This window comes from Sporosarcina sp. QA0331 (genome assembly GCF_055808055.1).
On record NZ_CM147850.1, the window covers coordinates 3638137 to 3650672 of the forward strand.

Annotated in this window: 11 protein-coding genes and 1 riboswitch; of the genes, 2 read left to right on the top strand and 9 right to left on the bottom strand. The window is 39.7% G+C overall.

Translation table 11 applies throughout. From position 1 onward, the window contains the following. Positions 1-3: 3 nt before the first annotated feature. Positions 4-1491 carry an SLC13 family permease gene (locus AC0L13_RS18485; protein WP_473642223.1) on the bottom strand — a complete coding sequence of 496 codons (1488 nt, stop codon included), beginning with the start codon at positions 1489-1491 and terminating at the stop codon, positions 4-6. Between the two features lie 185 nt (positions 1492-1676). Between AC0L13_RS18485 and AC0L13_RS18490 the strand changes: the two genes are divergently transcribed. Next, positions 1677-2567 (top strand): LysR substrate-binding domain-containing protein, encoded by an 891-nt coding sequence (locus AC0L13_RS18490; RefSeq protein ID WP_473642225.1) that lies wholly within the window; start codon positions 1677-1679, stop codon positions 2565-2567. A gap of 139 nt (positions 2568-2706) precedes the next feature. Here AC0L13_RS18490 and AC0L13_RS18495 read toward each other — a convergent pair whose 3' ends face one another. From AC0L13_RS18495 to AC0L13_RS18530, 8 genes are all read right to left on the bottom strand, one after another. Further along, positions 2707-3120, bottom strand: coding sequence for a DinB family protein (locus AC0L13_RS18495; RefSeq protein ID WP_473642227.1), 414 nt, complete (start codon positions 3118-3120; stop codon positions 2707-2709). 16 nt (positions 3121-3136) lie between these two features. Beyond that, positions 3137-3646 carry a heme iron utilization protein gene (locus AC0L13_RS18500; RefSeq protein WP_473642229.1) on the bottom strand — a complete coding sequence of 170 codons (510 nt, stop codon included), beginning with the start codon at positions 3644-3646 and terminating at the stop codon, positions 3137-3139. Between the two features lie 17 nt (positions 3647-3663). Continuing rightward, complete coding sequence (locus tag AC0L13_RS18505; RefSeq protein WP_473642231.1) at positions 3664-4440, bottom strand: ABC transporter ATP-binding protein; 777 nt, start codon at positions 4438-4440, stop codon at positions 3664-3666. Next, a complete protein-coding gene (locus AC0L13_RS18510) occupies positions 4441-5430 on the bottom strand; it encodes a FecCD family ABC transporter permease (RefSeq protein ID WP_473642234.1) in 990 nt (329 codons plus the stop codon). A gap of 14 nt (positions 5431-5444) precedes the next feature. Then, positions 5445-6455, bottom strand: coding sequence for an ABC transporter substrate-binding protein (locus tag AC0L13_RS18515; protein ID WP_473642236.1), 1011 nt, complete (start codon positions 6453-6455; stop codon positions 5445-5447). Between the two features lie 211 nt (positions 6456-6666). Continuing rightward, a complete protein-coding gene (locus tag AC0L13_RS18520) occupies positions 6667-7881 on the bottom strand; it encodes a NupC/NupG family nucleoside CNT transporter (protein WP_473642238.1) in 1215 nt (404 codons plus the stop codon). A gap of 43 nt (positions 7882-7924) precedes the next feature. Beyond that, the gene (locus AC0L13_RS18525; protein ID WP_473642239.1) at positions 7925-8884 is read right to left on the bottom strand and encodes a nucleoside hydrolase; all 960 of its coding nucleotides are present in this window, start codon (positions 8882-8884) and stop codon (positions 7925-7927) included. A gap of 175 nt (positions 8885-9059) precedes the next feature. Beyond that, a riboswitch (purine riboswitch) is annotated at positions 9060-9161 on the bottom strand. Between the two features lie 514 nt (positions 9162-9675). After that, entirely contained in the window at positions 9676-10275 is a 600-nt protein-coding gene (locus AC0L13_RS18530) for a LysE/ArgO family amino acid transporter (RefSeq protein ID WP_473642240.1), read from the bottom strand. 103 nt (positions 10276-10378) lie between these two features. On the opposite strand from AC0L13_RS18530, the gene AC0L13_RS18535 reads away from it, so the two are divergent. Further along, complete coding sequence (locus tag AC0L13_RS18535) at positions 10379-11824, top strand: aminotransferase-like domain-containing protein (RefSeq protein ID WP_473642241.1); 1446 nt, start codon at positions 10379-10381, stop codon at positions 11822-11824. The last annotated feature ends 712 nt before the right edge of the window (positions 11825-12536 follow it).

Sequence of the window (12536 nt, forward strand, 5' to 3'; positions counted from 1 at the left end):
AGATTAGATACCTATCAACTTGAACCACGTGAAATAAAATGCGCTAATGACGCTTGCACCGATAAAGCAAGTGACAACCGCATATTTCACTTGATCCAGGACAGTAAAGAATCCAGTACTAAAATAAATCGTATTTACTTTCGAATGCGGTGGAAGTGTAATCGTGAAGGTCGTCGTCATCGCTGCAGCCAACGCAAGCGGAACAGGGTCCATCCCCAACGATTTTGCTAATGCAATGAATGCAGGAATCAAGATTGTCACCCGCACCGTTTTACTCGTGAAGATAAGATGGCTATACATCGCGATAAAGATGACTACGATTGCCACCAAACTATGATTCATTTGTTCGATTCCAAGTCCATAAACGACTTTATTAATAATCCAAACAGCCCCACCAGACTTATCCAAAGCGTTCCCGACTGCATATGCACCCGCCGCGAATATCATCAAATCCCATTTGATATTCGCATCATTCCATTGAAGCAGTCCCACTCTTGGCATTAAACAAAGAAGGCCTGCGATGACAGCAGTCTGGGCGGTGCTAATTTCGAAGCCGAACCACGCTTCATGATAGTCTCCGGTTGCCCATAGGAGTACAGTTAGCAGGAAGATAACCGTGGCTTTCTTTTCGTCTAAGGAGAAGGTGCCCAATTTGTGCAACTCGTCCTTCAATGTATTCCGAGCATCTTGAAAATTCTCCTCGTCCTTGATGGAGAACAGCTTCAGTCCGATGAGGAACGTGATTCCCATTGTCAGAATTGCAGAAGGCATCGAGGCAATAAGCCAAGTCATATAACCGATGTCCCCACCTGCTTGTTCGTTGATGAAGCCTACCGCAATAATGTTGCCTGCAGTAGCCGTCATGATTCCTGACGTGGCAAGGGCATCTGCCTGTAGACCTTGTAGCATCATAAGCCTTCCAAAGTTACTTTTTCCTGGAATAGCTTTATAAACTTCAAGCAAAATCATACAGATTGGCATCATAAGCGTTGCCCTTGCCGTTGTAGAAGGAACAAAAAATGCCAAAATGAAGTTGATGACAATCAATACAAGAAGCGTTCTTTTCGGCGTGCTTCCGAACTTTGTTACCATCCATAATGAAAACCTTCTGCCTAGATTGGATTTCATCATAGCAGACGTCAGGATAAACGCGGCAACCATTAGCCAAATAACATCGTATCCTAATGTTCCAAAAGCGACATCCTCATTCTCTACGGCTCCAACTAATGGAAGCAGTAAAATCGCAATCAATGATGTTAAATAGATTGGAATTGGAGTTGTTACCCAAAGAATCAAGGCACCCATGAATACTGCCAATGATTTTTGTGCGGCCGGATCTAATCCTTCCGGGTTAGGCATAAATAATAGTGATAAAAATACGATGAGCGCAATAGGGATTCCCCACTTTCTCATCCCCGCCTCAAGTCCACACCTTTTCTTTTGTTGAGGCTCGTTGTCACTTGTTCCCACTTTCTTTTGGGAATTACTCATCTTGCATCCCCCTCACCCTTGAAATGTATTCGCTTTCATTATATGTGGGAGTTTATTATAATACAATTTGATTTATTTTTAATTATCATAAGGAAATCTTATAATCGTTGTGCTATAATCATCGCAACTACTGAATTGTACGTTCAACGGACCAATTCGACTTCATTTGAAAGGTGTGTTTTCATTTGAACTTAACAAAGCTGCAAACCTTTATCACCTTATCGGAGTGTTTGAATTTTACCGTGGCAGCAGAAAAGCTATTTTGTTCACAACCGTCTGTCAGCATGCAAATACAAAGCCTCGAAAAGGATTTAGGTTTTCAACTCTTTGATAGGATCGGTAAAAAGCTCTACCTAACGAAGCAAGGAGAACATTTCAAACCATATGCCGAGCAGATAATTAATTTATTTCATTCATCGAAAGAGCATATAAAGCAATTAGACAATCTTTCATTCGGCACACTATCCTTCGGAGCAAGCAGTTTTGTCGGAGTCTATCTTCTTCCCGCCATACTCAGTGATTTTAATAAGGAATTTCCAGGAATCAAAATGAATATGAACATCATATCCTCAAGCCACCTGATTGACATGTTGGAGACGAAAAAAGTGGAATTCTTAGTGCTTTCCGATCGTATTCCCATAGATGAGGAACGTTTTCAATTTAATACATTTTGTGAGGACGAACTTGTCCTAATCGTCAACCAACAACATCCCTTTGCGCAAAAGAGTATTTGCGAATTGGGCGATTTAATTGATGAGACATGGATTTTGAAACCAAATAAGTCTGCGACACGCAATTACTTGGAAGGGGAGTTTAAAAAATACGGATTCAGTTCGCCAAAGTATATGGAGATCAGCAACTTAGAAGCCATAAAGCAAAGCGTCATACATGGCCTAGGCATATCCATCGTCTCCAGCTTAGCGATCAAACAGGAAATTAACAGCGGTTTGTTGGTAGAGGTTCCTATCGAAGGCGTACAATTTCTGCGTGGAATTCGCTACGTCCATCATCGTGGAGCACACCTATCCCCAGCTGCCGCAAAGTTCATATCGATGTTGGATCAACTATCCCCTTAATTCATTGAATTTCACCGATAGGAAAAGCTCCTCCCTACTATTCGAAGAAAGAAGCTATGCTGCCTCTTTTTCTACCCAAAAAAACTGTAAGCAAACTCGTATACTTCTAGAGTTTGCCTACAGTCTGTTTAAAGTACTGTTATTTTCCGAACTTTTGTATATCCGTAATTTGCCCTGCATGTATGCCAGTGTGATACATCAGTCTGCCCATCACTTCCAAAGGTGTCGAACTTCCCATCTGCGTTTCCTTCAATTCATGCCAACCTTCTTCCGGTAAATCCTTCATTGCGTCCTTTAAAAAGGCATTTGATTCTGTTAAAAAGTCGATGAGTTCCTCTTTACTCAACAAGGATGGCTTCTTGACTTCGCCATGATTTTTACCGAAATACCAATCTGCAAATATATACTCCACCTCTCCCGTGTGGAACAGTAATCTTCCAATGGATAGGTCCCCTAATTGAAGCGTTAAATCTTCATCTGACAACCCCTTTGCCTTTTCAAAAAAACGCTCACGAACAGCATCCCACATTGATAGAACTGTCTCGTAGGTCATTCCATCACCTCCAATTTTACGATATTGCTTTCTTTTCCTTATCCACGACGACATGCTCGAAAGTTTCTCCATCTATCGTAACGTCAAAGGCTAAGCCGAAGCCAACGACATATCGACCTTCAGAAGGTGTTAATTCGAAGAGGGAAAAATCCAACCCTCGCAATACGTCCATTAAACTTTTATTAAATGTGGAATTAAACATTTCAAAAATAACTTCCTGACCATCATTCCCAAGATTTCTTGAAGTACATTTCCAGCGAACTCGCTCTGTTGCGAAGGGATTTTTCGTTTCAGATTCGTCACCAAGTAATAACACGTCAATCGCATCGCATTTTTCGGTCAACTCGTAATGCTCGGCGATCTTGCTAATATAGATGAAAAGCTTATTATCTTTTCTTACAAAGGGAGCTATACTGCTAAAAGGTTTCCCTTCCTTATCGACAAAGCTTAAAACAGCGGTATGCCGGTTATCAATAAACTTCAAATACATGCTTTTATACTTTTCTACATCAATCTTCTTATTCATTGCAATCCCCCTTGTCACTATACTTTTTTTAATAAATGAATGCGTGGCTTTCTTTCCGTTGGTCTATACTGTATCTCACAGTCCATGCAATACACGCTTCGAATCATTTCTTGTGTCATCACTTCTTTCGGCGTGCCCTGCATTGCTTTTTCACCTGACTGCACGACGACGATCCGGTCACTATATTGCGAAGCCTGATTGAGGTCATGGAGCACCATTAGAACTGTCATACCCATTTCACTATTCAGCTCCCTGACGAGCTCTAGCACTTCATGCTGGTGGGCAATATCCAAATACGTAGTCGGCTCGTCGAGAAGTAATATTTTCGGGCTTTGAGCCAATGCCATAGCAATCCATGCCCGTTGTGATTCACCACCGGACAGTGAAGAGACAGGGCGATCCTGATATTCCGTTAAATACGTTTTGCTAAGTGCCCAATCAATAATTTCCATATCTTCATCATTCAATCTTTCAAACCACCGTTTATGCGGAAACCTTCCGTACGATACAAGATCCTTCACACTCATATCATTCGGCGCCTGATTTTTTTGGCTTAGCATACACATTTTCTGTGCAATTTGTTTGGATTTCATCGATTTAATATTTGTTCCTTCAAGCATGACAGTGCCTTTGTAATACGGCGTGAAGCCTGAAATTGCTTTTAACAGCGTCGATTTGCCCGAGCCGTTCGGACCGATGATGGACAATACCTCGCCTTTTTTTACAGAGAACGAGAAGTCTTGAATTGTCGTCTTTTGATCATACCGAACCGATATGGAGTCAACCGTAAACATTTAAAAGCCTCTCCTTCTCATTAAATATAGAAAATAAGGGCCGCCGATGACAGCCATCAAAATGCCCGCTGGGATATCCATCGGTGCAAATAATGTTCGTCCACCCGTATCTGCTACGAGTAAAACGAGTGCACCGAGAGCCATGCTCATCGGCAATAAATACTTATAATTCGACCCGACTAAAAATCGCGCCATATGCGGTACAATCAACCCTACAAATCCGATCATGCCGATTGTCGCAACGGAAATGGCGGCTAAGAATACCGCTATCAATGACAGCAAAATTCGTATGCGGTTCACCTTTTCTCCAAGGTTTGAAGCAACTTGGTCGCCCATTCGAATGATATTTGCTTTTCGAATCGCAAAGATAGACGCAATCCAACCGACAATGGCATAGGGCAGAATCATGTATAAGGAGTTGTTTCCTTTTGCAGCCAAACTTCCATTCATCCATTGAACGGCAGCCGGCAACCGATCACTATACATAATTGATAAATAACCCATTGCACCACCCGCTAATGCATTTACAGCGACCCCGGATAAAATAATCGTAATTGGTGATATCCCATTTCGTTTCCAAGCAAGTGAGTATACGATTAATGCCGCGAGAAGCCCGCCGATAAACGCTGCAATCGGAATGAAATTCGTGTACTCCGGCAATGCCAGCATAATAACAAGTACACATACAGCCGCCCCGCTCGTTACACCGGTCAAGCCGGGATCAGCAAGGGGGTTTCCCATGACCGCTTGCAACAGAGCTCCGGAAATCGCTATATTTGCGCCGATGATCATCGCAAGCAGCACACGCGGCATTCGAATATCAAAGATGATTGTATTATGTACATTCTCTGATGTCGTTCCAAAAATTGTTTGTAAAATATCAGGAATAGGAATTCTGACACTACCTAATCCAATGGCAACAATAGCCATGACAATTGTAAGGGCAAACGTAATGATGATTATTGTTCCACTATTTACTTTTCTCGTCATTCCAAAATCCTCATTTATTCAAAGAAGTAACTAGCAATCTCTGTTAACGCTTGCTCCACATTACTTATGGACGTTACACCAAAGATGTCATAATCCAAAATATGAATTTTATCGTTTTGATACGCAGATAGCTTTGTCCATGTGTCATTGCTTTCCACTTCTTTTTGGAACATTTCTTCAGAGGCACCATGATCCCCTGAGGCAAGAACAAGAATAATATCTGGATCTGCAACGACAACTTCCTCCATATTCATGGCAGAATACGTCTCCGTTGCTTTCAATACAGATGTGGCAATATTATCAGCACCTAGGCGCTGTACTAAGCTCCCAAGATATGATTTTTCATTCATCACCATAAATGAATCAGACGTTCCAATCATAAGCATAACTGTCGGCAATTCTTTACCGTCCGCCAACTTCGTTAGTTCATTTTCCTTATCCAATATCTTTTGCATTTTTTCATTCATCTTATCTGTCTTATCGAAATACGTTCCTAATACTTTAAAGCTCCGTTTTAAATCATCAAATGAATCAGTGCGTAAGTAAGCTGTTGGCATATTCATGCCTTCCAGGTTTTTCTCCAATGTACTGCGAAGTGATTCAGCTCCAAGGATCAAATCTGGTTTTAAGTTTGTGACGACCTCAAGATCTGGCGCCATTGGAGAACCGATTTTGTCGATTGACTCGAAGTCTTTCGGAATAGGGTTCGTAGACGTCGGCACCCCTACTGGCGTTATGTCAAGAAGATGCAGCATCTCTGTTATTGGAACCGAAGTAGTTATGATCCGTTCAGGAACTTCTTTTGAAAATTGGCTTAGCGCTTCTTTGAACTTCTCCTCGTCAACGCCATCATTTTCTAAAGTCAACCCTTCGTCTTTTTCCTCAACTGGCTCATGTGCCACCGTCTTATTCTCATTTAGTTCTTTATCCGTTTCTTCTTTACTAGCATCCTCCGTCGAATTCGAAGTACACGCAGTCAACAAGGCAAGCACAGCGGCAAGTAAAATCGCATAATACTTTTTCAAACTCTTCCCCTTTACAGCCATGTTTTATTATCTCTCCTATCTAATTGATAATGATTTTCAATCTCATTAAAGATGATAATGGTTCTCATTACCATTGTCAATCACTTTTTCATCTTTTTCTGAAAACGTCGAAATTCATATAATTAATTTCAAACATAAAAAGACCCTTTCCATGAAGTTGGAAAAGGTCTTAACTGTAGTAAAAATCTTATTATATTAACATCCCCGCAATGGCGGCACTCATCAGATTGGCGAGCGTTCCTCCAACGATTGCGCGCAATCCCATTTCAGCAATATCATTTCTTCTCGAAGGAGCCATTCCTCCTAAACCACCGATTAGCATAGCCAACGCTGAGAGATTGGCAAAGCCGCATAACGCAAAACTGATCATAACGACGGCTTTCGGTGATAGATTGGCTATTTCAGGAGCAAAGGAAGTGTACGCGACAAATTCATTCAACACAAATTTTTGTCCAATAAATGAACCTGCTTGTAATGCTTCATCCCACGGAATTCCAATGAGGAAAGCGAGTGGGGAGAATAGATATCCTAAGATTTGTTCAAGTGTCAGCGATTCAAATCCGAAGATCCCGCCAATTGCTCCAGTAATGAGATTGATCAAATAGATGAGAGAGATAAACGCAATTAACATTGCACCTACGCCAACAGCTATTTTCAATCCATCCATCGCTCCGCGAGATGCCGCGTCGATTACGTTTCTCGATTCCGTGTCTTTCACCATTTGAACTTTTTCAGCTGTGTTCAATTTTTCAGTTTGAGGGACGATGATTTTCGCGAATAACAATCCGCCCGGCGCCCCCATAAAAGCTGCAGCTAACAAATATTCTATAGGAACGCCAAGCATAGCGTACCCGCCTAAAACAGCGCCCGATACGCAGGCCATCCCTCCTACCATTACTGCAAATAATTCTGATTTAGTCATTTTTTCGATGTAAGGTTTTACGACTAACGGAGCTTCTGTCGGGCCAAGAAAGATATTGGCAGCAGCTGACATTGATTCAGTCTCACTTGTCTTAAGAGCTTTTGCTAAAAGACCACCAACGATTTTCGTCGCAAACTGCATAATGCCTAAATAATAAAGGACCGATATTAAGGAAGCAAAGAAAATAATAATCGGCAAAACTTGAAACGCAAAGGTGAAGCCTGCGCCTTCCGCACCCAATACGCCTCCAAACAAAAATTGAATCCCTTCATTGGATGAATCAATAATCTTCTGGACAATTCCTGAAATATATTCTAATGCTTTTCTTCCGAATTCCCATTTCAATACGGCAAAACCAAAAACGAGTTGAATCGCTAAAGCGCCCAAAACAGTTCTCAGATTAATGGATTTACGTGCTGTCGATAAGGCCCATGCAATTGCTAAAATACCGATGATGCCGCAAATTCCCCAGATGTATTGCATAGTAACTCTCCCGTCATTTTAAAATTGAATGGATTTTTTATGATTACTTGGAGTTTTCTCCGCTCACTTGCTTCGCCAATTCCGTAATATAATCGAAGAATGCGTCCCGATTCACATCATATACTACGTTGACCGGGCGCCCATCGGGTGTTTCTACTGTGCGGCCCTGACTCGGTCCATCAGGAATGACATAACTATTGACTGTTTTTACTTCAACAAGATCTGTTTTGCCGATAAAGGCAGTCGTTAACACGTCCCATAAATAGTACGTGGAATTTGTTTTAAAATGTACGAGCGGTGGCACCATCGCATAACATTGACCAAGAAAATCAACCCCGATATAGCTGCGCTCCTTCGCCCAGCGGTCACGAACGTCCAACGTCAAAGGTACTTGGTTTGTACTTTCAAGCGCGACTAAATCAATTTCTATATTTGTTTCCCAAACGCGAGCCGCCGCTTCCGGATCCCAAAACACATTCCATTCCGCTGTTCCATCGTGCTCAGGCTCATGAACATTTCCATCCTCACGGAAAGTACCGCCCATCCAAACGAGTCTTTCGATTTTCTCTTCAATATCCGGCGCCTCGTCCAATGCACGAGCTAGATCAGTAAGTGGTCCTGTGAATAATAAAGTTGTCTTCTCAGAAGTATTTCGAATCGCATCGATCATATGAAGATGTGCCGGCTTTTCTGCTACTGGAGTAACAACTTTCCCGGATTCATTTAAAATTGGCAGTGCATCTACAAGAAATGCATGCATTCTCCAGTCTTTCGGGAAAGGATTCTTTCCTCGCGAATTTGATTCGGCTACATCAAGGCTGACGCCTTCTCCAAAGCGATCGATGATTTTCCGGCTTGCATATACAGCCGGCTCTAAATAACAATCGGCTGGTATGACCGATACACCTGTCAATTCAACATTATCCATTTGAAGCAAAAGGAATAATGATACAAGATCGTCAACTCCACCGTCGTGGTTGAAATAAATAGGTTTCTTTGTCATGCTGTCCCATCCTCCACAATAAATATTGTTTGAATCAATATCGATTAGTCTCCCGTTGTTAGCGGAAAGCTATTCATATGCTTCTTCCGGCAATTCCTTTTCTGGATGAAATGCAAAAAAACCGGATAGATTCTACCCGGCTTGCCGATTCACGAAAAATAATGGAAAAGTAATGTTTCCAGTTAGTTTTTCATGTAGTCCGGTAGTTTACGGTTACCAGGTAGAAACGCTTGGGCCATATTCCCAAGCATATACATTTATTATTTAAATGAAATTATTGCGCAGTTTGTGAAGCTGTTTTTTCACTTTACATTTATAACATAGAAACTTTTATACAGTCAATGGTAAGACGAATGTTATTTTATTTAGACAACTCATTCTTCGTGTTTACGCTTTCAAGGTATAGAAAATTCTTTAAACCTCAATGCCGTATTACTTAATTCATATTTTACAGAACAAAAAACCCTTCCCCGACATAATCGGGAAAGGGCTGTACATAATCGTAGATTAACGTTTTGAGAAATATACTCTCTAATTCTAAGGATACCCACTCCTTAAAAATCCTTTTATATCAATAACCGACAAAGTTATAATTGGATAAGAAAGTATAAATAGGTATGGAAAATCATTTGACTTGAACCAACATGAACCAATGATAGATGTTAGTTGAATACAATATTAATTATTCCTTTATATCTTACTCTTACCCAAGCTATTACATTAACTTCAATAATGTATTAAATTTAACTGCTTATTTAGCTCAACATGCCAAAAACATCATATATGGTACGTTACATTAATCCTATAAAAAGATAAATGGCTGTTCCCCAGATAAATAGGGCGGAGCATTTGTTGAATATACTCATTACCCCCCCTGTACCGTCTAATTTCTTCATAATTGAGCCCGCCAACATTAGCCCAAAGAACCAAAACCAAGATACTATAATACATGCAATTGTAAATAAGACTTGTTCTGTTCCTACATATTTTAGTGCACTTGTCCCAATAACACCGACTATATCTAAAATGGCATGAGGATTTAATAAAGAAACTGATAAAGCGAAGATGATCTGTTGACGGGTTGGTAGTGCTTTATTCGTTTTAGTTGTTGGTTCAGAACGCCAAATAGCATAGCCCATGTAAAGTAAAAATAAAATCCCCACAATCATTAGGCTAACCCGTAGCCATTCGAATTGTAAGACGATTACAGATAGCCCGAAGATAGCTAAAAGGATTAAAAATGTATCGCACAGTGCAGCTGTAATAGTCGCTGGAAGTGCTCGAATTAGTTTTGGCTGTGTGGCCCCCTGTGAAAATATAAATACATTCTGTACTCCTAAAGGTAAAATGAGCCCGAATGCTAAGATTATTCCATGAAGAATGGCTTCCATATAGTCAACTCCCTTTCAAATACTATCGTACTATGATAAAACTAAAGGAAAACAACCAATTGGATGTTTTTATATCCATCCAATTTTCTTAAGGGGGTATTATATGCAGTGGAAACCAAATCGTCATTCTCATTTGACCATTCAAGAGCAAATTGTAGATTGGATAAAATCTCGTATTGAACGAGGTGATTGGTCTGTTGGCACAAGGATTCCAACACAACGCCAACTCGCAATGGAGTTTAATATAAATCGAAGCACCGTGCAGCTTGCAATAGATGAATTAAAGGCAGATGGTTTTCTCGAATCAAAAATGGGGTCAGGGGTATTTGTAGCTAATAATTCGTGGAATGTACTTTTGAACCGAGCTCAACCGAATTGGCAGCAACACATTAAATCAAGTATTCATAAACCAAACTACCATACGATTCAACTCATCAATGAATACGAGCAAATGGATCATATTATCCGTCTTGGAACAGGTGAATTATCACCAGAATTACTACCAACAAAGCAAATTGAACAGTCATTGAAGGCGATATCCTTTGATTCAAAAGAAATTGGCTATTCATCACCACAAGGAAGTAAAAAACTTCGGGGAATCTTGTGTAATTATTTAAAAAAAAGAGGTATTCAAACGGATCCAGAGAACATTTTAATTGTTTCAGGTGCTCTGCAAGCACTTCAATTAATTGCAATTGGATTATTAGAAGAAGGTTCTATCGTCTTTCAAGAACAACCTTCGTATTTAAATTCTGTCCATCCCTTTCAATCTTCTGGAATGCGAATGATTTCAGTTTTGCGAGATATACATTTAGCAGATAACTTACGGACACTTAAACGAAAAAGACAATCTTTATTTTACTGTGTACCAACATTACACAATCCAACAGGAAAAAACTGGTCAGTAGAAGAAAGAAAAAACTTTTACAGTGTTTGTAAAGAACTTCAAATTCCAATTATTGAAGATGATGTGTACCACGAATTGTTATTTGAAGCTTCTCCACCTGCTATAAAGGCGTTTGATACATCGGGTCAAGTCCTTTATATTGGCAGTGTATCCAAAACGCTAAGTCCTGGATTAAGAATTGGTTGGGTTGTAGCACCTTCACCTGTTATTAGGCGACTAGCTGATATTAAAATGCAAACGGATTATGGTTCAAGTGCCTTTTCTCAAGGAATCGTCGCACATTGGATATCAACTGGTCTATATGAAAAGCATGTAATTAAACTCCGTGAACAATTGCTAAAAAGAGCTACGTTTGTAGAAGAAATATTGGAACAACAATTCCAAAATATTGCTACGTGGAAAAAGTCTGAGGGTGGTTTTTATATATGGCTCAGGTTTCATGAACCTATTGTAACTAAGGCGTTATTTCTAAATTTACTTAATCAAAATGTTTTGATTAACCCAGGTTATATTTATGAAACAAGAGATTTACATCATATTCGTCTTTCCTATGCCTATGCGTCATTTGAGCAATTAAAAGAAGGATTAAATATTTTGTTGGAATTAAGCCAAATTAAACCGCAGGAAAATAAGGATTTTTAACATAAAAAAACTCAATATGAAAAGACCAATTCCTCAGTATTAAAATCGAGAAATTGGTCTTTCCTGTAACTTCACCAAATAGTCCCTTGTTCCACTAAACTTCACCGATAGTTGAACAAGCTTTGAGAATCTTGTTGAATAAAATTACTTTTCTATAAGATACGTTAACTTTAATAACATTACTGCCAAAGCCTTCATTTATTAAACGATAAGTACATCTTCTTAAAATAAAAACATCTTTACTTGATGCATATGCTCGTGGCTATATTGCAAATGATTTTGCTCGTTTATTAAAAGCACGTGGAGAGAATCCACCTAAACGTACTAAAGCATTATCTATCACTGATTTTAAAAAGCTTTGTAATTACGTTTTACAGCATCCAGAAGACGAATCTAACTTGCCTGTATGCTTGCATTAGAAACGGGGATGCGACGTGGAGAATTGCTAGCAATACGCCCAGAGAGTCTTTATGAATACGGATGAAAGTTAGACATTCAATCATTCCTACTTCTGATGACACTTCGTTAAAGACACAAAATGCAAAACGTGATGTTTCTATTAACAGAGAAGTATACGAACTCATTCGTAAAATTTCTGTTAAAGAGAATGATTATATTTTCAGCTTTGGCGGTTTTAAACAGTCTGATCAATTAGCGGAGTATTGAAGAAATTAGATATTAAGAAAACAACGTTTCACGGTTTAAAAGACAC

Coding starts and splice junctions, on each gene's coding strand:
- AC0L13_RS18525 (WP_473642239.1), bottom strand. CDS start 8,884: ATGACAAAGAAACCTATTTATTTCAACCACGACGGTGGAGTTGACGAT.
- AC0L13_RS18510 (WP_473642234.1), bottom strand. CDS start 5,430: ATGACGAGAAAAGTAAATAGTGGAACAATAATCATCATTACGTTTGCC.
- AC0L13_RS18495 (WP_473642227.1), bottom strand. CDS start 3,120: ATGACCTACGAGACAGTTCTATCAATGTGGGATGCTGTTCGTGAGCGT.
- AC0L13_RS18530 (WP_473642240.1), bottom strand. CDS start 10,275: ATGGAAGCCATTCTTCATGGAATAATCTTAGCATTCGGGCTCATTTTA.
- AC0L13_RS18535 (WP_473642241.1), top strand. CDS start 10,379: ATGCAGTGGAAACCAAATCGTCATTCTCATTTGACCATTCAAGAGCAA.
- AC0L13_RS18520 (WP_473642238.1), bottom strand. CDS start 7,881: ATGCAATACATCTGGGGAATTTGCGGCATCATCGGTATTTTAGCAATT.
- AC0L13_RS18505 (WP_473642231.1), bottom strand. CDS start 4,440: ATGTTTACGGTTGACTCCATATCGGTTCGGTATGATCAAAAGACGACA.
- AC0L13_RS18485 (WP_473642223.1), bottom strand. CDS start 1,491: ATGAGTAATTCCCAAAAGAAAGTGGGAACAAGTGACAACGAGCCTCAA.
- AC0L13_RS18500 (WP_473642229.1), bottom strand. CDS start 3,646: ATGAATAAGAAGATTGATGTAGAAAAGTATAAAAGCATGTATTTGAAG.